The following is a 19035-nucleotide window of genomic DNA, read 5'->3' on the forward strand; positions in this document are numbered from 1 at the left end:
GTCACCTCACCTCCTCCGACACTTCCCCCGACACCTCCGCCTCGCACAGCAGTCGCCGGTCCTGGCCGAGCACCCGCACCGGTCCCGTCAGAGTGAGCCGGGCCGTGTGCCGTACGTCCGTGCTGGATGCCCCCAGCCGTAGTTCCAGCGCACCCGGCTCGACCACCCTTCGGCCGGTACGGTCGGTGAAGGCCGAAAGGTCCGTGTGGAAGTGGAAGGTCACGCGGGCGGACGCGCCGGGTTCGAGGGACAGCCGCTGGTAGCCGATCAGCCGTACGTCCGGACGCGTGACGCTCGCCACCGGGTCGTGCAGATACAGCTGGACGACCTCGGCGCCGGCGCGCTCGCCGGTGTTGCGGACCGTGAGTGACACGTCGTACGTACCGTCGGTGTCCACCTCCGCCGCCGGGCCGCCCTCGAAGTCCTCCCACGTGAACGCCGTGTAGGAGCGGCCGTGTCCGAAGGGGTACAGCGGGGTCGGGTCCAGGTTGCTGACGTCGGCCCGCAGGCCCAGCGGCGGCTGGAGGTACGTCCACGGCTGGCCGCCGGGCAGGCGCGGGACGCTCACCGGGAGGCGGCCCGAGGGGTTGACGCGGCCCGACAGCACTCCCGCCACCGCCGGGCCGCCCTCCTCCCCCGGGAAGAACGCCTGGACGACGGCGCCGAGCCGCCCGTCCCAGCGGCCGAGCGCGTACGGGCGGCCGGTCAGCAGGACCAGGACCACCGGGACGCCCGTCGCCACCAGCGCGTCCAGCAACTCGCCCTGGGCTCCGGGCAGGCGCAGGTCCGTCGCGTCGCAGCCCTCGCCCGAGGTGCCCCGGCCGAACAGGCCCGCCCGGTCGCCGAGTACGGCCACGCACACGTCCGCCTCGGCCGTCCGCGCCACCGCCTCCTCGATGCCCGAGGTGTCCGGGTCCGAGACCCCGCAGCCCTCGGCGAACGTGACCTTGGCGTCCGGGAGTTCGGCCCGCAGCGAGTCCAGCAGGGTCGGGATCTCCACGCCCATCGGCACCTCGGGGTGGTGCGTGAGGACGTGCGACGGGAAGGAGTAGCAGCCGAGCATCGCCAGGGCGTCGGCGGCGCGCGGGCCGACCACCGCGATCCTGGTGTCCGGGGCCAGCGGCAGCAGGCCGTCCGGGTTGTCCAGCAGGACGACCGACTCCTCGGCCAGGCGGCCGGCCAGCGCGCGGTTCGCCGCCGAGTCCAGATCGATCCGCCCGGTCGGCTCCGGCCGCCAGTCCTCGTCCAGCAGGCCCAGTTCGCACTTCTGGAGCAGCACCCGGTGGGCCGCGCGGTCGATCAGGGACTCGGGCACCTCGCCCGCCCGGACCGCCTCCAGCAGTGGTTTGCCGTAGCACTTGAGGGTGGGGAGTTCGACGTCGATGCCCGCCTCCAGCGCCACCCGCGCCGCCTGAGCCGGATTTCCCGCCACCCGGTGCAGGGTCTGGAGGAAGCCGATGCCGAAGTAGTCGGCGACCACCGTGCCGGTGAACCCCCACCGCTCCCGCAGGAGTTCGGTCAGCAGGCCGGGGTCCGCCGAGGCCGGGACGCCGTCCGTGTCGTTGTACGCGGCCATCACCGAGCGGGCGCCACCCTCGCGCAGGGCCATCTCGAACGGCGGCAGCGTCACATCGGCGAACTCCCGGACCCCGGCCCGCACCGGGGCCAGATTGCGGGCGCCGGCCGAGGAGGCGTACCCGGCGAAGTGCTTGAGCGTGGCGATGATCCCGGCGGATTCGAGGCCGCGGACATAGGCGGCGCCGACCGTGCCGACCAGATACGGGTCCTCCCCGATGGTCTCCTCCACCCGGCCCCAGCGCGGATCCCGTACGACGTCCAGGACCGGGGCGAGGCCCTGGTGGACGCCGACCGAGCGCAGGTCGTGGCCGATGCGGCGGGCCATCTCCTCGACCAGCTCGGGGTCGAAGGTCGCGCCCCAGGCCAGCGGCACGGGGTAGGCGGTGGCCTGCCAGGCGGTGAAGCCGGCCAGGCACTCCTCGTGGGCGAGCGCGGGGATGCCGAAGCGGCCGGCGTCGGCGATACGGCGCTGGGCGCGGGCCAGTGCCTGCGCGCCGAGCGCCGGGTCCACGGGGGCCGTGCCGAAGGGGCGGGTGAGCTGGCCCAGGCCCTGGGTGATCAGCTCGTCCCAGTCGTAATCGGTGGTCATCTCGCTCTGAAGGGGGGCGACTCCGTCGCCGTCCGTGGCGGCGCCCACCCACACCCCGTACAACTGGGCGGTCTTTTCCTCCAGGGTCATCCGGGAGAGGAGGTCGTCGACGCGGTCGGCGGCGGGCAGGGCGGGGTCACGCCAGGGGGCGGTGGTCATGAAGCTCCTGTCGGGGTGAATGGCCCACTCGCGAATGTTTCGAGATGTAAGTCGAATGTTTTGGGAACCTAGGCGGGTGAGAGGGGTTCGTCAAGAGGTCGCGCAGGGATACGATCGCCGCCATGACACCCCCGGAGCCCGCAGAAACCCGGACGACAACGCCGACGGCAGGACGGTCGGCGCAGACCGCGACGCTCGCCGAGATCGCCCGGGAGGCCGGCGTTTCGGCGCCGACAGTTTCGAAGGTCCTCAACGGACGCGCCGATGTCGCCCCGGCGACCCGCAGCCGCGTGGAGGACCTGCTGCGCGCCCACGGCTACCGCCGCCGGCGTGCCGAGGCGAGCCGTTCACCCCTGATCGACCTGGTCTTCCACGAGCTGGAGAGCGCCTGGGCGATGGAGGTCATCCGGGGCGTGGAGAACGTGGCGCGGGACGCCGGGCTGAGCGTCGTGCTGAGCGAGAGCGCCGGGCGGCTCACCCCCGGGCGGACCTGGGCCGACCAGGTCGCCGCCCGCCGCCCGCACGGCGTGATCCTCGTGCTGTCCGGGCTCGACGAGTCCCAGCGGGCGCTGCTGAACAGCCGGTCCATCCCGTTCGTGGTGATGGACCCGGCCGGCGACCCGGGCGCCGACGTGCCCTCCATCGGCGCCACCAACTGGCAGGGCGGGCTCGCCGCCACCCGGCATCTGGTCGAGCTCGGCCACACCCGGATCGGCGCGATCACCGGGCCGTCCCGGATGATGTGCAGCCGCGCCCGCGTCGACGGCTACCGGGCCGCCCTGGAGACCGCCGGGCTGCCGGTCGACCCCGAGCTGATCGCGGCCGGTGACTTCCATCACGAGGCCGGCTACCGGCGGGGCCTTCAGCTGCTGCGCCGCCCGGACCGGCCCACCGCCGTCTTCGCCGGGAACGACCTCCAGGCGCTCGGGCTGTACGAGGCCGCGCGCGAGCTGGGCCTGCGGATCCCGGAGGACCTGAGCGTGGTCGGGTTCGACGATCTGCCGGTGGCGCCCTGGGTGGGGCCGCCGCTGACGACCGTACGGCAGCCCCTGACCGAGATGGCCGAGGCGGCCGCGAAGCTGGTGCTCGACCTCGGGCGCGCGGAGGGGACGCCGGCGGCGACGCGGGTGGAGCTGGCGACCAGCCTGGTGGTGCGGGCGAGTACGGGAGTGCCTCCGACGGGGTAGTGGGTAGGCGTGTTCCTGTAGTCGGCCGGTGTGGTTCCTGTAATTGACGGGTGTGGTTCCTGTATTGACGGGTGTGGTGAGTCCCCCCACACTGCTCCGAAGCCAGTCGGTTGTTCAACCGAAACTTTCGGAGGCACCCGCAATGAGATCTCTGAGAACGGGCTTATCCCTGACGTCACTGCTGAGCGGCGTCGCGATGCTGGGCGCGCTGCTGGTCACGGCACCCGCGGCACACGCCGCCGACGCCCCCCTCCGCGACCTCGCCGACGCCAAGGGCAAGGTCATGGGTACGGCGGTCACCGGCTCCAAACTCACCGGCACCTACGGCGAGGTCGCCGGGCGCGAGTTCAACGCGCTCACCCCGGGCAATGCCATGAAGTGGGGCTCGGTCGAGCCGACCCGGGGGAACTTCAACTGGTCCGAGGCCGACCAGATCGTCGACTTCGCCGAGGCGCACGACCAGCAGGTGCGCGGCCACACCCTGGTCTGGCACAGCCAGAACCCGAACTGGCTGACGAACGGCAGCTGGACCCCGGCCCAGCTGAGCCAGCTGATGAACGACCACATTGCGACCGAAGTAGGCCGGTACAAGGGCAGGCTGGCCACCTGGGACGTGGTGAACGAGCCGTTCAACGAGGACGGCACCTACCGCCAGACCCTCTGGTACAACGGCCTCGGCGCCGACTACATCGCCCAGGCACTGACCGCCGCCCGCGCCGCCGACCCGTCCGCAAAGCTGTACATCAACGACTACAACGTCGAGGGCGTGAACGCGAAGAGCACCGCCCTGTACAACCTGGTCAAGTCCCTGAAGGAGCGCGGCGTCCCGATCGACGGGGTGGGCTTGCAGGCCCACCTGATCCTCGGCCAGGTGCCGTCCACCCTCCAGCAGAACATCCAGCGCTTCGCCGACCTCGGGGTCGACGTGGCGATCACCGAGCTGGACATCCGGATGCAACTCCCGTCGGACAGCGCGAAGCTGACGCAGCAGGCCGCCGACTACAAGTCGGTGCTCGCCGCGTGCGTGGCGGTGTCGCGGTGCGTCGGCGTCACCGTCTGGGGCTTCACCGACTCCGACTCCTGGATCCCGGACACCTTCCCCGGTCAGGGCGCGGCGACGCCGTACGACGAGAACTACGCGCCGAAACCGGCGTACCACGCGATTGCGGAGGCGCTCGGGGGTACGACGACACCGCCGACGGGCGCGTGCACGGCGACGTACAGCGTGAGTAGCCAGTGGAACACCGGCTTCACCGGCCAGGTGAGGGTCGCCTGTTCGGGGGCGGCGCTGGCGTCCTGGAAGGTGGGCTGGAACTTCGGCGCGGGGCAGCGGATCACGCAGGCATGGAACGCGACCTGTACCCAGTCCTCAGCGGCGGTCACCTGTTCCAACGCCTCGTACAACGGGACGGTTCCCGACGGCGGGTCGGTGACCTTCGGGTTCAACGGCTCCTGGAGCGGGAGCAATCCCGTACCGACGGTCGCCCTGGGCTGAGATCGGCCGGGAAGTCTGAGAATTTCCGAAGAAAGGCAGCTCTGGCGCCCTCCTCGTAATAATTCGGACGTACGTTCCTTCCTGTGGCGGGAGACAACGCGAACGGGGACGACGGCAGAAGAGCGGGCCGGCGGTCGACCGTGCTCAAGGCCGCCGGCCTCACTCTGGCAGGCACGCTGGTGCTCGGCATCGCGGCTGCGGGCTGGGCCTACTGGCATCTGAACAGCAACATCAAGAGCGTCGACATCAACAGCGCGCTGGGCGACGACCGCCCGCCGAGGGCGGTGACGACACCGACCCCCTCCGGTACGGCATCCGCCCCCGCCTCCCCTTCCACGTCCCCTTCCCCGCTGCCCAGCGGATCCCTGAACATCCTGGTCCTGGGCTCGGACTCGCGCAGCGGCAAGGAGAACCAGGCACTCGGCGGCGGCAGCAGCACCGGGGCCCGTTCCGACACGGCGATGGTGGTGCACCTCGACGCGGGCCGGACGAAGGCGACCGTGGTCAGCATCCCGCGCGACACGCTCGTCACCCGGCCCTCCTGCCCGCTGCCGTCCGGCGGCTCGACCGCGGTCGCCTACGGCGCGATGTTCAACAGCGCCTACTCGGTGGGCGGAGCCGTGTGCGCGGTCAAGACGGTCGAGTCGATCACGAACGTCCGCATGGACCACTACATCGAGATCGACTTCTCGGGCTTCGCGAAGCTGGTGGACGCGCTCGGCGGGGTCACCGTCACCACGGACGAGGACATCGACGACCAGGACAGCCATCTGCGTCTGGACGCCGGCACCCACGAGCTCGACGGCACGCAGGCCCTGGCGCTGGCCCGCACCCGGCACGGCATCGGCGACGGCAGCGACCTCGGCCGCATAGGCCTCCAGCAGAAGCTGGTGAAGGCGCTGCTGGAACAGATCGCCTCGACCGACCTGCTCTCCCACCCCACCCAGCTGTACGACGTCGCCGACGCGGTCACCGGCAGCCTCACCACGGACACCGGCCTCGACTCGCTCACCGAGCTGATGCGCTTCGGCGAGAGCCTGAAGGGCCTGCCGGCCGACCGGACGACGACGGTGACGATGCCGGTGGTGCAGGCACCGTCCGACCGCAACCGGGTGGTGGCCGAGGAGCCGGAGGCGAGCGCGTTGTGGGAGTCGCTGCGCTGAGTGTGCGTGGTGACCTGGCTGAATGTGCGTGGCGAGATGGCTAACCCCGCTGTCCCAGCAGCCCGTCCACCACCGCCGCCAGCTGCCCGGCCACGTCGTACTGCGCGGTCACTTCCTCCCAGCGGTCCGACAGCGCGGCGAGGCGCGGCAGTTCGGTGGCGTCCTCCTCGGTGACGAAGGTGGGGAAGAAGCGCCTGCGACCCGGGTCGGCGGCGCGGCGGGCCTCGGCGCGGCGGAAGACCAGGGCGCCGTACACGACGTACCAGATGGTGCGGTAGGCGTGGATCGCCTGTTCGGGGGTCAGGCCGCAGGCGACGGCCGAGTCGATGATCTCCTCCGGCATCCACAGCGCGCCCTTGTCGGTGAGGTCGCCCAGACTCAGCACGTCGATGACCCAGTCCACCTCGCTCAGGATCGCGTGCATGTGGACGGACGTCGCGAGGACGCGGTCGCGCGGGTCGTCGGGGAGGGCCGGGCGCGGGAACGTCGCGGCCATGCCGCGCAGCGTCAGCAGCAGCAGCTCGTCCTTGTCGCGGACGTGGTGGTAGAGCGCCATCGGGGTCGCGCCGACCTCCTTGGCGACCCGGCGCATCGAGACCGCCTCGACGCCCTCCTCCCGGATGATGCGCCGCGCCACGTCGACGATCTGATCGGCGGCGATGCGCGGGGGGCGGCCGACGGTCCGTCTTTTCTCTGCCACGGGGGCATTCTCCATCGGCTGGTTCGGCGGCTGGTTCGGCGGCTGGTTCGGCGGGTGGTTCGGCGGCAGGTTCTCGGCTTGTTTTCGTACGTGTATAGAAAGTTTCTGTACGCGTATATTAATCTGCCTCGCATGGTGGACTCACATACGCACAAGCCCAGTTGGTTACTGCCGGTGCTGCTGACCGTGCAGTTCCTCGTCTCCCTCGACATGTCCGTCGTCAACGTCGCCCTGCCCGACATCGGCGGCGGCCTCCGCTTCGATCCCGAGTCCCTGACCTGGGTCGTCAACGCCTACGCCCTCACCTTCGGCGGGCTGCTCATGCTCGGCGGCCGACTCGCCGACGTCGTCGGAAGGCGGCGGACGCTCATCGCCGGCTTCGTCGTCTTCGGCCTCGCCAGCACGGCCGGCGGACTCGCCCAAGCTCCCGGGCAGTTGATCGCGGCCCGCGCCGTGCAGGGCGTCGGTGCCGCCGCGCTCGCGCCGGTCGCGCTCGCCCTCATTACCGTCAACTATCCGGCGGGGGCGGCCCGTTCGCGCGCTCTGGGACTGTGGGGCGCCTCCGGTGCGGCCGGCGGGGCCGTCGGGGTGCTCGCCGGCGGACTGCTCACCGACTGGTTCGGCTGGCGTGCGGTGATGCTCGTCAACGTGCCTTTCGTGGTCGCCGTGCTCGCCGTCGTACGCTCCGCCGTACCCGCCGACGACGACCGGAAGCCCGGGCTCCGGCCGCGCCTCGACCTCGTCGGTGCGCTGCTCGTCACCGCCGGAACCTCGCTGCTGGTCCTCGGTCTGGTGCGGACGGAGACGTGCGGCTGGACGGACTGGCGGACGACCGGCGCGCTGGGCGCCGCGGCCGTACTGCTCGCCGCCTTCGCCGTGACGGAGACGCGGGTACGCCAGCCGCTGCTGCGGCTCGGACTTCTTTCCCGGGGCCCGGTGCTCGCGGCGAACGTCTTCGCGCTGCTGATGTCGGCGGGGCAGTTCGCCGCGTTCTACTTCACCTCGTTGTACATGCAGCAGGTGCTCGGCTACGGCCCGACGGCCGCCGGAACCGCCTTCCTGCCGTTCTGCGTGGGCGTGGTGGTGGGCTCCGTGATCGCCGCCCGTACGGTGGCGCGGGTCGGATCCGGGGTCCTGCTGATGACCGGCGGACTGCTCGGGGCCGTCGGGATCGCCGGGTTCGCGGCGACGGTGTCGGTGGACGGCGGGTTCCCGCTGTCGATCCTGGCGCCCTCGGTGATCGCGAGCCTGGGCATCGGCATGTGCTTCGTGCCGCTGGGGACGGCGGCGACCATGGGGGTCGCCCCGGAGGAGACGGGGATGGCGTCCGGGCTGCTCAACAGCTCACGGCAGGTCGGCGGGGCGGTCGGGCTCGGGGTGCTGGTGACGGTCGCGGCGAGTGCGGGCGGGGGCGCAGGCGAGGCGGACGGGGCACAGAGTCTGGTCGACGGGTTCGCGGCGGCGTACTGGGTGGCGGCGGGGCTCCTGGCCGTGGCGGGACTGGCGGCCGGGGCGCTGTATCGGAAGCAGGCGGCCCCACCGGCGGAGTCGGACTCCGGACCTGCGGAAACGGACGCCGGACTGGCGGAGTCGGATTCCGGAGAAAAAAGTCCGAAGAAATCCGTCGAGCCTGTCGATCCGGGCGTCTCCCGTTCGACGCGGGTGTGAGAGGCCGGGAAGAAACCGGTCCGAACGACATGACGCGACACGAGGAGTCACTATGCCCCGCTACCTGTCACTGGTGAAGGTCGACGAGAGCACCGCGCCGGCCGAGGGAGCGAGCCCCGAGCTGATGCGGCGCATGGGGGAGCTGATCGAGGAGATGACGAAGGCCGGGGTGCTGCTCGACACGGCCGGGCTGACCCCCTCCGCGCAGGGCACCCGCGTGCTCTGGGAGGGCGGCAAGGACACCGTCACCGACGGGCCCTTCACCGAGTCCAAGGAGGTCATCGGCGGCTACTCGATCATGCAGTGCAAGGACAAGGCCGAGGCGATCGAGTGGACCAAGCGGTTCTTGAAGATCCACGAGGACCACTGGACGGTGACCTGCGAGGTGCGGCAGATCGCGGAGGGCTGAGAGCTCCACTTGGCCGTGCGCGGGTCCGGGTGTCGAATGGGGGGCTGTGAGCCCACAGCCCTCCGCCGACCCGCGCGGCACCGTCGAGACGGTCTTCCGCATGGAGTCCCCGCGCATCATCGCCGGCGTCACCCGCGTCGTCCGGGACGTCGGCATCGCCGAGGAACTGGCGCAGGACGCGCTGGTCGCGGCCCTGGAGCGGTGGCCGCGGGAGGGGGTGCCGGACAACCCGGGCGCCTGGCTCATGGCCACCGCCCGGCACCGCGCCGTCGACCTGATCCGCCGCCGGGAGAACTACGCCCGCAAGCTGCGGGAGATCGGCCGGGACCTTTCGACGGTGGCCCCTCCCGAGGAGCCCGCCGACCCCGACGACATCGACGACGACCTGCTCAGGCTCGTCTTCAGCACCTGCCACCCGGTCCTGTCCGCCGAGGCCCGCACCGCGCTCACCCTGCGCCTGCTCGGCGGTCTGACCACGGCCGAGATCGCCCGCGCCTACCTCGTCCCGGAAGCGACGGTCGCCCAGCGCATCGTCCGCGCCAAGCGCACGCTCGCGACCAGGAACGTCGCCTTCGAGGTGCCCTACGGACCCGACCGCGAGGCCCGCCTGGGCTCCGTCCTCGACGTCATCTACCTGATCTTCAACGAGGGGTACGCCGCCACGGCCGGCGACGACTGGCTGCGCCCCGGCCTGTGCGAGGACGCCCTGCGCCTGGCCCGCGTCCTGTCCGCGCTGATGCCGAAGGAACCGGAGGTCCACGGCCTGACCTCGCTCCTGGAGTTCCAGGCGTCCCGCACGGCCGCCCGCACCGGCCCGGACGGCGAGCCGGTCCTCCTCAAGGACCAGGACCGCCGCCGCTGGAACCGCATGCTCATCGCCCGCGGCATCACCGCCCTAGGCCGCGCCGACGCCACGGCCACGGGCGCCCCCGGCCCGTACGCCCTCCAGGCCGCGATCGCCGCCTGCCACGCCATCGCGTACGCCTACGAGGACACCGACTGGCCCCGGATCGCCACCCTCTACGCCCTGCTCGCCGCCCGCGCCCCCTCCCCGGTCGTCGAACTCAACCGCGCGGTCGCCGTGTCGATGGCCGAGGGCCCGGAACCGGCCCTGGAGATCGTCGACGCCCTCGCGGCCGAACCGGCCCTGCGGGACTACCACCTGCTGCCGAGCGTGCGCGGGGATCTGCTGCTGCGCGTGGGGCGTACGGCTCAGGCACGGGCGGAGTTCGAACGGGCCGCCTCGCTGACGCACAACGCCCGTGAGCGCGCCCTCCTGTTGGCACGGGCGGAGGGGGCGGCACGGGCGGACGATGCGGCAAAGGGAACTCCCCCGGGCACGGGCGGTGCCAGAATTGCCGGGCACGCGGAAACCGACAGGTAGCCGTCGGGCGTCGCGCCCGAGTCCGCGTCCTGCGCGATCACACCATCGTCCCGCTGCCCTGACCCGGCCACGCCGGCCGCCCGACGAGCATGGTCGGCGCTCCCGCGACCCGGGTCAGGAACACCGTGGCCGAGTGCGGCCCTTGGGGCTTGACCTTCCGTCGCAGCTCCTCCGGCTCCACCGCCGACCCTCGCTTCTTCACGGTCAGGATGCCGACCTCCCGCTCCCGCAGCAGCGCCTTCAACTTCTTTACGTTGAAGGGGAGTTGGTCGGTGATCTCGTAGGCGGAGGCGTACGGCGTCGGCCGTAGCGCGTCGGAGGTCACGTACGCGATCGTGGCGTCGACCAGCCCGCCGTCGAGCTCCTCGGCGGCCTCGGCGACCAGATGGGCACGGATGACGGCGCCGTCGGGCTCGTACAAGTACCGCCCGACCGGCCGGACTCGGGGATCCGGCAACCCTCGTCCGAGGAGCGTCCGCGGCCCCGGCAGCAGGGTCGCCCTGATGGCGCCCGGCCGGGTGCCGAACCACAGCACCGCCTCCTTCACATCGCCGCCGTCGGAGATCCACTCGGCCTCGGCCTCGGCGGGGACGGCCTCGTGCGGGATGCCCGGGGCGACCTTCAGAGCGGCGTGAGGTGCCGTGCGGGCCGCCTCGACGGCCCAGGACAGCGGTGGCGAGTACGCCTCGGGATCGAAGATCCGCCCGCGCTTGGCGGAGCGCCGCGCCGGATCGACGAACACGGCGTCGTATCCGCCCGTGTCCACCCCCGTGACGTCGGCCTCCCGCACCTCGACGAGGCCGGCCAGCCCGAGCACGTCCGCGTTCGCCCGTGCCACCGCCGCCGTCTGCGGATCCCGGTCCACGGCGAGCACCCGGATCCCGGCCCGCGCCAGCGCGATCGCGTCCCCGCCGATGCCGCAGCACAGGTCGGCCACGGAGGTCACGCCCAGCTCCTTCAGCCGCCGCGCCCGGTACGACGCCACGCTCGCCCGGGTCGACTGCTCGACGCCGTGGGGCGTGAAGAACATCCGCCCGGCGTCCTCGGCCCCGAACTTCGCCGCCGCCCGCTGCCGCAGCCGCGCCTGCCCGAGCGCCGCCGACACCAGCTCGGCGGGGTGCTCGCGGCGCAGCCGGGTGGCGACGGCGAGCTCGTCGGCGGGGGCGGTGTCGCGCACTTCGTCGAGGAGGGCGCGGCCTTCACTGGTGAGGAGTGGGGCGAGGTCGTTCACCTGCTCATTGTGGGCCAGTCGGTGGACGGCGCGCTTGCGGCAGCGGTGTCGGAACGGGTTCGCCACGAGGGACTGCGAGGATCCGACACCATGCGAGCAGTAGGACAAAATGACAAGAGTTGGTCTCTTCCGTGAGGCGGCAGAGGCGGCAGAGGCGACAGAGGCGGCGGGCGCTGGTCGTCGGCGTCCTGGCGGCCGCGCTTCTCGCCGGCTGCGCCCGGTCCGTCGACCCCATCGAACGGCTGGGCAAGAAGGCGGCCGAGCGGGTGGGGTCGTACGGACCCACCGACGCGAACAGGCATCCGTACCGCCGCTGGGGCCTCGCGGCGCCGCTGCCCCCGGCCCCGAAGCCGGCCGCCCGGCCCCCGGCCGCCCGTACGGCGGGCCCGCGGCTCCCGCCCGTCGTCAGACACATCCGCACTCCCGACAAGGTCGTCTTCCTGACCTACGACGACGGCGCCGAGAAGGATCCGCGGTTCGTCGACATGATTCGTGAACTGCGGCTTCCGGTCAGCATGTTCCTCACGGACAGTGTCGTCGGACCCGGATACGGCCACTTCGCGCGCCTCCAGTCGGTCGGCGCGAACATCCAGAACCACACCCTCGACCACTCCGCCCTGCGCGGCCTGCCCTACGCAGGCCAGCGCGCCGAGATCTGCGGCCAGCAGGACAAACTCAGGTCCCGCTTCGGCATCCGCCCCCGCCTCTTCCGCCCGCCCTACGGCGCGTACGACGCCACCACCCTGCGCGCCGCCGCCGACTGCGGCCTCTCGGCGGTCGTCCTGTGGCGGGCGTCGATGGAGAGCCACGACCTGACGTTTGCCGCGGGCGAGGAACGGCTGCGGGCGGGCGACATCGTGTCGGTGGCATCCAGGGAGCGGACGGGCCCGAGCTTGCGGGAACGGACGACGAGGCTGCTGCGGGAGGTCCAGGGGAGGGGGCTGACGGTGGGGCGGCTGGAGGACTACCTGTAGCCATGCCGTTGCCGTTGCCGTCGCGGCTGCCGAGGCTCGCTGAAATCCCGCCCCGCGCCGCACGGCACTGGCACTCCGCTTGACCGAGTGCTAACCACAGTCATAGTCTCAGACCTGGCACTCCCCACTGGAGAGTGCCAACTACGCGACGGGCAGGTCCGGCACCCGCGACGACGGATCCACCTGGTCGCCACCTCAGACAGTTAACCCCGTGAGATCTCCGAAGGGGGAGGTCGGATCGTGACGACCACCAGCTCCAAGGTTGCCATCAAGCCGCTCGAGGACCGCATTGTGGTCCAGGCCGTCGAGGCCGAGCAGACCACGGCCTCTGGCCTGGTCATCCCGGACACTGCCAAGGAGAAGCCCCAGGAGGGCGTCGTCCTGGCCGTCGGCCCGGGCCGCTTCGAGAACGGCGAGCGTCTTCCGCTCGACGTCAAGACCGGCGACGTCGTGCTGTACAGCAAGTACGGCGGCACCGAGGTGAAGTACAACGGCGAGGAGTACCTCGTCCTCTCCGCTCGCGACGTACTCGCGATCATCGAGAAGTAATCACCTCGCTTCGCGAAGCACCTCGCGTCGTGAAGCACCTTTGCTTTTGAGCTGCGCCCCTGGCCCCCGCGACCATCAAGAAGCCGGGCGCCCGGGGCGCAGTTCGTTCGTCTCCAGAATTCCGAGAGGGCTACGCTCCCATGGCGAAGATCCTGAAGTTCGACGAGGACGCCCGTCGCGCCCTTGAGCGCGGCGTCAACAAGCTCGCCGACACCGTCAAGGTGACGATCGGCCCCAAGGGCCGCAACGTCGTCATCGACAAGAAGTTCGGCGCCCCCACCATCACCAACGACGGCGTCACCATCGCCCGCGAGGTCGAGGTCGACGACCCGTACGAGAACCTCGGCGTCCAGCTGGTGAAGGAGGTGGCGACCAAGACCAACGACGTAGCTGGTGACGGCACCACCACCGCCACCGTGCTCGCCCAGGCGCTGGTCCGCGAGGGCCTGCGGAACGTCGCCGCGGGTGCTTCCCCGGCCGCCCTGAAGAAGGGCATCGACGCGGCTGTCGCGGCCATTTCCGCGGACCTGCTCGCCTCGGCCCGCCCGATCGACGAGAAGTCCGACATCGCCGCCGTCGCCGGTCTGTCCGCCCAGGACAGCCAGGTCGGCGAGCTCATCGCCGAGGCGATGGACAAGGTCGGCAAGGACGGTGTCATCACCGTCGAGGAGTCCAACACCTTCGGCCTGGAGCTCGACTTCACCGAGGGCATGGCCTTCGACAAGGGCTACCTGTCGCCGTACTTCGTCACGGACCAGGAGCGTATGGAGGCCGTCCTCGACGACCCGTACATCCTGATCCACCAGGGCAAGATCTCCTCGATCCAGGACATGCTGCCGCTGCTGGAGAAGGTCATCCAGGCCAACTCCTCCAAGCCGCTGCTGATCATCGCCGAGGACGTCGAGGGCGAGGCCCTGTCGACCCTGGTCGTGAACAAGATCCGCGGCACCTTCAACGCGGTCGCGGTCAAGGCCCCCGGCTTCGGCGACCGCCGCAAGGCGATGCTGGAGGACATGGCGATCCTCACCGGCGCCACGGTCATCTCCGAGGAGGTCGGCCTCAAGCTCGACCAGGTCGGCCTCGAAGTGCTGGGCTCCGCCCGCCGCGTCACGGTCACCAAGGACGACACGACCCTCGTCGACGGCTCCGGCAAGACCGAGGACGTCCACGGCCGCGTCGCCCAGATCAAGGCCGAGATCGAGAACACGGACTCCGACTGGGACCGCGAGAAGCTCCAGGAGCGCCTCGCGAAGCTGGCCGGCGGCGTGTGCGTGATCAAGGTCGGCGCCGCCACCGAGGTGGAGCTGAAGGAGAAGAAGCACCGCCTGGAGGACGCCATCTCCGCGACCCGCGCCGCGGTCGAGGAGGGCATCGTCTCCGGTGGTGGCTCCGCGCTGGTGCACGCCGCCAAGGTCCTCGAGGGCAACCTCGACAAGACCGGCGACGAGGCCACCGGTGTCGCCGTCGTCCGCCGCGCGGTCGTCGAGCCGCTGCGCTGGATCGCGGAGAACGCCGGCCTCGAGGGCTACGTCATCACCGCCAAGGTGGCCGAGCTCGACAAGGGCCAGGGCTTCAACGCCGCCACCGGCGAGTACGGCGACCTGGTCAAGGCCGGCGTCATCGACCCGGTGAAGGTCACCCGCTCCGCCCTGGAGAACGCCGCCTCCATCGCCGCCCTCCTCCTGACGACCGAGACCCTGGTCGTCGAGAAGAAGGAAGAGGAAGAGCCGGCCGCGGCCGGCCACGGTCACGGCCACAGCCACTGAGGCACGTCGGTCGGTAAGCCGTAAGCAGCCGATGCCCGGTCCTTCCACAGGGAGGACCGGGCATCGACGTATCAAGGGCGTTGAAGAAGGTGCCCTCGTTCCCTGAAGGGAGCGAGGGCCTGCCCCTTCGCGGGTCACTTCCCGAGTACCCCCAGCTGCTCCATCAGCCCGGCCCGGTCGTACTGCCACCAGCCCTCGCAGATCTTCCCGTCCCGGAACCGGTGCCAGGTCATGCCGGCCATGGTGACCTCCTGGCCGGTGGCCGCGATCCCCAGGAACTCGCCCTTGTGCCGCGCGGTCCAGTTCCAGCGGGTGCACACCCGGTCTTCCTGGGCGATCTGGTCGTCGACCCGGAACGTGAAGTCGAAGGAACGCCGCCAGCCCGCGTACTCCTCGCGCGTCCCCCGCAGCCCCAGAGCATCGGGATTGGCCGGGTCGTGGTCCACGTAGTCGTCCGTGAACGGCTCGAACAGCCGGTCGGGATCGCCCCGCCCGGCCTGCTCGAAGAACTCCCGCGCCGTCGCCGGGTTCAGCTGCTCGTCCCGCACCACGTCCAGGTCGGTGAACGTCGGCGTCGCGTCGCACAGGGCGACCATCTCCCGGAAGATCCGGTCGGTCTCCGGCAGCCCGGAGTTGCGCATCGCCTCCTCGTACGACGGGAACTCCACGATCTCGATGAAGTGCGACGCGTCCGACCGGTCCTTGCCGACCACGGCGTGCGTCGCGGTCCGCTTCCCCTTGGTCTGTTCGACCCAGCTGTCCATCAACCGGTTCATCTCGTCGAACCGGTCGGTCCTGCAGTCGATGAGCTGTACGAACGTCATGACATCGCCTCCGGCCCCCCTGGGTCCGGCTCGGTCCCGCCCATTTTCCCATCGGAGCGCCGACGCCACCTGCCGACCACACCTGCCGACTACTTGGGCCCGTACTTGCGCCCCGTCTTCGAGGAGATCCCGCCCAGCAGCGACCGCGGCGTCACCTTCACCAGCCCCATCAGCGCCTTGTACCGCGGATCGGGGATGGACAAGGACTTCCCGCGCGCCAGATCGGACAGCGCCGCCGCCACCAGCTTGTCCGCGTCCAGCCACATCCAGCCGGGGACGTTGTCCGTGCCCATTCCGGCCCGCTGATGGAACTCCGTACGGACGAAGCCCGGGCACAGCGCCATCAGCCGCACCCCACTCCCCGCCAGATCCCGCGCCGCTCCCTGCGTGAACTGCACGACCCACGCCTTGGACGCCCCGTACGTCCCGCGCGGCACGAACGCGGCGACCGAGGCGACGTTGACGACACCGCCCCGCCCCCGCTCCCGCATCCCCGCGGTCGCCGCCGAGGTCAGCCGCAGCACCGCCTCGCAGTGCACCTTGAGCATCGTCAGCTCGTCGGCCATGGATACGTCGAGGAAGCGGCCCTTGTTGCCGAAGCCCGCGTTGTTGATCAGCAGGTCGACGGGGCTCTTGCGGTCGGCCAGGCGGGCGGCCACCGCCTCGATACCGTCGTCCGCCGCCAGGTCCGCGGTGAGCACCTCCGCCTCGATGCCGTGCCGGTCGTGCAGTTCGGTCGCCTGTTCCCGCAGCCGCTTGGTGTCGCGGGCGACCAGAACGAGGTTGTGCCCGTCCGCCGCCAGCCGCCGCGCGAACGCGGCACCGATGCCCGCGGTCGATCCCGTGATGAGAGCCGTTGTCATGGCGCCAGGTTAATGACCCGGACTGCACCCGCCCGCATCCCGCACAGGCCCTCCCGACGCGTGCGGCCCAGGCGAATGCCGGGGGCGCGAACGGCCGCGGGCAAGCCTCAGGACGCCCACTGACATCCTGCGTGCGGGGCTGCGGGCTCGCCCGGCGTGTCCGTAAGTCGCCGTGCGCGCTGTCGGCGCCTCCTCGTGCGGGTTTGTCGGCTCTTCCGGTGTGTCGGTGAGTCGTCGTGTGCCGTTGCCGTGTATTTCCGCGGCGCCGCCTGTGGCTCTGGATGCTGGGCCGCGTAGTTCCGTGAGCGTCCGCCGGGGGCGTGTGTGTGCGCCAGTCGGTTATCGCGTGCGCGCTGTCGGCGCCTCCTCGTGCGGGTTTGTCGGCCCTCCCCGCGTGTCCGTGAATCGTCGTGCGCCGCCGTGTACTTCCGCGGCGGTGCCGGTGTCTCCGCACGCAGCGCGGCGTAGTCCCGCGAGCAGCCCGCGTGCGGGCCAGTCAGCTCTCCCGAGCGCGGCTAGTCAGCGTCTCCCCGCACGCGCCCGCCAGCCTCCCGTGCAGGGAGGGCGGCCCTCCCCGCGCTCGTCAGCCGCCGCGCGCGCCGTTGCCGTGTACTTCCGCGCCGCCGCCTGTGCCCCCGGATGCCGCGCCGCGTAATCCCGTGAGCGTCCGTCGGCAGCACACGTCCGGGTCAGCCACCTCTCCCGTGCCCGCGCACGCTGGTCAGCCCCCCTCGTCCGCCGGGCCCCCGCGCGCCACTCATCCCTCGTGCCCCGCCACCCACTTCCGCGCCTGCGCCAGCGACTCCGGATGCAGCGCCTCGCCCGCGGGCAGCAGCCGCGGCAGCAACTCCCGCTCCGTGGTGACCGCGCGGAACTGGAGCGCCACCGTCACCTCGTGATCCGGGCGGTGCACGATCTCGACCGGGTCGCCCGTCCGGATCTCGCCGGGGCGGATCACCCGGAGGTACGCGCCCGGCGCACCCCTCTCCGTGAACCGTTTCACCCACCGGCGCTCACCCAGATGCCCCTGGAAGGTGAGGCACGGAATCCGTCCGCAAGTCACCTCCAGCACCACCTCGGACCCGATGCGCCAGCGCTCGCCGATCCGCGCGCCGGAGACGTCCAGGCCCTGCGTGGTGAGGTTCTCGCCGAACGCGCCGCTCGCCAGCGGGCGGCCCAGCTCGCGCTCCCACTCGTCGAGATCCTCGCGCGCCACCGCGTACACGGCCTGGTCGTCGCCGCCGTGATGACGCGTGTCGCACACCGCGTCCCCGGCCAGCCCGCTCGCCCCGATGCCCTTGGGCCCGGGCGCCGTCACCTGCACCGGCCCGTCGGCCGGCTGCTTGTCGATGCCGGTCAGTCCTTGCGGCTGGTCCGTGTACGGCACGGCCCGCGGGCGGCCCACATTCACCGAGAGAAGCTTCATGAGCGCACGGTAGGCGAACACCGCTCAAAGCGTCGAGCGAATATCCGGCGGAGTCCCCAAGCTCCGCTTATGCTCAACCTGTGATCGAGGCCCGTCATCTCCGCGTGCTGCGCGCCGTCGCCGCCACCGGCTCCTTCTCTGCGGCGGGGCGCGAACTGGGCTGCACCCAGCCCGCCGTCAGCCAGCAGATGAAGGCCCTGGAGGCCTCCGTCGGCACCCCCCTGCTGATCCGCGGCGGTCGCGAGATGCGGCTGACCCAGGCCGGCGAGGCACTCGTGCGGCACGCCGCCGGGATCCTCGCCGGACTCACCGCGGCCGAGGAGGAGGTCGCCGCCATCGCGGGCCTGCGCGCGGGCCGCGTCCGGCTCGTCTCCTTCCCCAGCGGCAGCTCCACGCTCGTCCCCACCGCCCTCGCCGCCCTGCGCGCCGCACACCCCGGCACCCGCGTCTCACTGGAGGAGGCCGAGCCGCCGCAGTCCGTCGAGCTCCTGCGCGAGGGCGACTGCGACCTGGCCCTCGCCTTCCGCTACGAGGGCGCCGCAGGCGCCGAGGAGTGGGACGACCTCGTCGTACGACCGCTGCTGACAGACCGTCTGGTCGCCCTCGTGCCCGAACGGCACCGGCTCGCCCGCACAGGGTCCTCGGGGTCCGTCGCCATCGGCGAACTCGCCGGGGAGCCCTGGATCGCCGGCTGCCCGCGCTGCCGCGGCCAGCTGGTCGAGGTGTGCGAAGCCGCCGGGTTCACCCCCCGCATCGACTTCGCGACCGACGACTATCCGGCGGTCGTCGGCCTGGTGGGCGCCGGTCTCGGCGTCGCCGTCCTGCCCCAGCTCGCCGTCGAGTCCGTACGGCCCCGAGGTGCGCGCACGGTGACACTGGAGCCGGCGGTGCGGCGGGAGATCGTCGCGCTCACGCTGCCCGACCTGGCTCAGGTGCCGGCGGTGGCGGCGACGCTGGACCAGCTGGCGCGGGCGGCGCGGCGCGGTAAGCGCGCTCCCCAGGGAGACACCTCGGGTCAGAAGTAGGGGCACGCGTGCGCGTGCCCACTGTGCAGAAACGTTCCTTCAGTT

At 71.5% G+C, this 19035-nt stretch carries 16 protein-coding genes; 10 read left to right on the forward strand and 6 right to left on the reverse strand.

From position 1 onward, the window contains the following. Nucleotide 1: 1 nt before the first annotated feature. Nucleotides 2–2326 (reverse strand): glycoside hydrolase family 3 N-terminal domain-containing protein, encoded by a 2325-nt coding sequence (locus AB0I77_RS28565; protein ID WP_363285585.1) that lies wholly within the window; start codon nucleotides 2324–2326, stop codon nucleotides 2–4. 122 nt (nucleotides 2327–2448) lie between these two features. Here AB0I77_RS28565 and AB0I77_RS28570 point away from each other — a divergent pair, with 122 nt between their 5' ends. The 3 genes from AB0I77_RS28570 (at nucleotide 2449) to AB0I77_RS28580 (ending at nucleotide 6171) form a co-directional block, all read left to right on the forward strand. Next, a complete protein-coding gene (locus tag AB0I77_RS28570) occupies nucleotides 2449–3513 on the forward strand; it encodes a LacI family DNA-binding transcriptional regulator (RefSeq protein ID WP_363285586.1) in 1065 nt (354 codons plus the stop codon). Between the two features lie 142 nt (nucleotides 3514–3655). Beyond that, nucleotides 3656–5008: an endo-1,4-beta-xylanase gene (locus AB0I77_RS28575; protein ID WP_363285587.1), complete on the forward strand. Its 1353-nt coding sequence runs from the start codon at nucleotides 3656–3658 to the stop codon at nucleotides 5006–5008. Between the two features lie 83 nt (nucleotides 5009–5091). Next, nucleotides 5092–6171, forward strand: a complete 1080-nt coding sequence (locus AB0I77_RS28580) for an LCP family protein (RefSeq protein WP_363285588.1) — start codon at nucleotides 5092–5094, stop codon at nucleotides 6169–6171. Nucleotides 6172–6211: 40 nt separating this feature from the next. Here the strand turns inward: AB0I77_RS28580 and AB0I77_RS28585 are convergent, their stop codons facing one another. After that, nucleotides 6212–6886, reverse strand: coding sequence for a helix-turn-helix domain-containing protein (locus AB0I77_RS28585; RefSeq protein ID WP_363285589.1), 675 nt, complete (start codon nucleotides 6884–6886; stop codon nucleotides 6212–6214). A 117-nt stretch (nucleotides 6887–7003) separates the two neighbouring features. Here AB0I77_RS28585 and AB0I77_RS28590 point away from each other — a divergent pair, with 117 nt between their 5' ends. The 3 genes from AB0I77_RS28590 (at nucleotide 7004) to AB0I77_RS28600 (ending at nucleotide 10332) form a co-directional block, all read left to right on the forward strand. Then, on the forward strand, nucleotides 7004–8539 hold the full coding sequence (locus AB0I77_RS28590) for an MFS transporter (protein WP_363285590.1): 1536 nt from the start codon (nucleotides 7004–7006) through the stop codon (nucleotides 8537–8539). A 52-nt stretch (nucleotides 8540–8591) separates the two neighbouring features. Continuing rightward, the gene (locus AB0I77_RS28595) at nucleotides 8592–8948 is read left to right on the forward strand and encodes a YciI family protein (RefSeq protein WP_363285591.1); all 357 of its coding nucleotides are present in this window, start codon (nucleotides 8592–8594) and stop codon (nucleotides 8946–8948) included. A 100-nt stretch (nucleotides 8949–9048) separates the two neighbouring features. Next, nucleotides 9049–10332 (forward strand): sigma-70 family RNA polymerase sigma factor, encoded by a 1284-nt coding sequence (locus AB0I77_RS28600; protein ID WP_363285732.1) that lies wholly within the window; start codon nucleotides 9049–9051, stop codon nucleotides 10330–10332. 37 nt (nucleotides 10333–10369) lie between these two features. On the opposite strand, the gene AB0I77_RS28605 is transcribed toward AB0I77_RS28600, so the two are convergent. Beyond that, nucleotides 10370–11563 carry a methyltransferase domain-containing protein gene (locus AB0I77_RS28605; protein WP_363285592.1) on the reverse strand — a complete coding sequence of 398 codons (1194 nt, stop codon included), beginning with the start codon at nucleotides 11561–11563 and terminating at the stop codon, nucleotides 10370–10372. Between the two features lie 131 nt (nucleotides 11564–11694). Here AB0I77_RS28605 and AB0I77_RS28610 point away from each other — a divergent pair, with 131 nt between their 5' ends. The 3 genes from AB0I77_RS28610 (at nucleotide 11695) to groL (ending at nucleotide 14852) form a co-directional block, all read left to right on the forward strand. Next, complete coding sequence (locus AB0I77_RS28610) at nucleotides 11695–12537, forward strand: polysaccharide deacetylase family protein (protein ID WP_363285593.1); 843 nt, start codon at nucleotides 11695–11697, stop codon at nucleotides 12535–12537. Between the two features lie 240 nt (nucleotides 12538–12777). After that, complete coding sequence (gene groES / locus AB0I77_RS28615; protein WP_363285594.1) at nucleotides 12778–13086, forward strand: co-chaperone GroES; 309 nt, start codon at nucleotides 12778–12780, stop codon at nucleotides 13084–13086. A gap of 140 nt (nucleotides 13087–13226) precedes the next feature. Continuing rightward, nucleotides 13227–14852, forward strand: a complete 1626-nt coding sequence (gene groL / locus AB0I77_RS28620) for a chaperonin GroEL (RefSeq protein WP_363285595.1) — start codon at nucleotides 13227–13229, stop codon at nucleotides 14850–14852. 134 nt (nucleotides 14853–14986) lie between these two features. Here the strand turns inward: groL and AB0I77_RS28625 are convergent, their stop codons facing one another. The 3 genes from AB0I77_RS28625 to AB0I77_RS28635 all read right to left on the reverse strand — a co-directional run bounded on the left by AB0I77_RS28625 (nucleotide 14987) and on the right by AB0I77_RS28635 (nucleotide 17965). Further along, nucleotides 14987–15676, reverse strand: coding sequence for an ester cyclase (locus tag AB0I77_RS28625; protein WP_363285596.1), 690 nt, complete (start codon nucleotides 15674–15676; stop codon nucleotides 14987–14989). A gap of 89 nt (nucleotides 15677–15765) precedes the next feature. Then, nucleotides 15766–16539: an SDR family oxidoreductase gene (locus tag AB0I77_RS28630; RefSeq protein WP_363285597.1), complete on the reverse strand. Its 774-nt coding sequence runs from the start codon at nucleotides 16537–16539 to the stop codon at nucleotides 15766–15768. Between the two features lie 757 nt (nucleotides 16540–17296). Continuing rightward, nucleotides 17297–17965 carry an MOSC domain-containing protein gene (locus AB0I77_RS28635; RefSeq protein WP_363285598.1) on the reverse strand — a complete coding sequence of 223 codons (669 nt, stop codon included), beginning with the start codon at nucleotides 17963–17965 and terminating at the stop codon, nucleotides 17297–17299. Nucleotides 17966–18045: 80 nt separating this feature from the next. Between AB0I77_RS28635 and AB0I77_RS28640 the strand changes: the two genes are divergently transcribed. Beyond that, nucleotides 18046–18990, forward strand: coding sequence for a LysR family transcriptional regulator (locus AB0I77_RS28640; RefSeq protein WP_363285599.1), 945 nt, complete (start codon nucleotides 18046–18048; stop codon nucleotides 18988–18990). Nucleotides 18991–19035: the final 45 nt, after the last annotated feature.

Origin of the sequence: Streptomyces sp. NPDC050619 (genome assembly GCF_040654815.1) — a bacterium.
GTDB lineage: Bacteria > Actinomycetota > Actinomycetes > Streptomycetales > Streptomycetaceae > Streptomyces.

What these genes read in the sequence shown, in the direction of transcription:
- AB0I77_RS28595 (WP_363285591.1), top strand. Translation starts at nt 8,592, where the DNA reads ATGCCCCGCTACCTGTCACTGGTGAAGGTCGACGAGAGCACCGCGCCG.
- AB0I77_RS28600 (WP_363285732.1), top strand. Translation starts at nt 9,049, where the DNA reads ATGGAGTCCCCGCGCATCATCGCCGGCGTCACCCGCGTCGTCCGGGAC.
- AB0I77_RS28565 (WP_363285585.1), bottom strand. Translation starts at nt 2,326, where the DNA reads ATGACCACCGCCCCCTGGCGTGACCCCGCCCTGCCCGCCGCCGACCGC.
- AB0I77_RS28625 (WP_363285596.1), bottom strand. Translation starts at nt 15,676, where the DNA reads ATGACGTTCGTACAGCTCATCGACTGCAGGACCGACCGGTTCGACGAG.
- AB0I77_RS28635 (WP_363285598.1), bottom strand. Translation starts at nt 17,965, where the DNA reads ATGAAGCTTCTCTCGGTGAATGTGGGCCGCCCGCGGGCCGTGCCGTAC.
- groL (WP_363285595.1), top strand. Translation starts at nt 13,227, where the DNA reads ATGGCGAAGATCCTGAAGTTCGACGAGGACGCCCGTCGCGCCCTTGAG.
- AB0I77_RS28630 (WP_363285597.1), bottom strand. Translation starts at nt 16,539, where the DNA reads ATGACAACGGCTCTCATCACGGGATCGACCGCGGGCATCGGTGCCGCG.
- AB0I77_RS28590 (WP_363285590.1), top strand. Translation starts at nt 7,004, where the DNA reads ATGGTGGACTCACATACGCACAAGCCCAGTTGGTTACTGCCGGTGCTG.
- AB0I77_RS28575 (WP_363285587.1), top strand. Translation starts at nt 3,656, where the DNA reads ATGAGATCTCTGAGAACGGGCTTATCCCTGACGTCACTGCTGAGCGGC.
- AB0I77_RS28570 (WP_363285586.1), top strand. Translation starts at nt 2,449, where the DNA reads ATGACACCCCCGGAGCCCGCAGAAACCCGGACGACAACGCCGACGGCA.
- AB0I77_RS28585 (WP_363285589.1), bottom strand. Translation starts at nt 6,886, where the DNA reads ATGGAGAATGCCCCCGTGGCAGAGAAAAGACGGACCGTCGGCCGCCCC.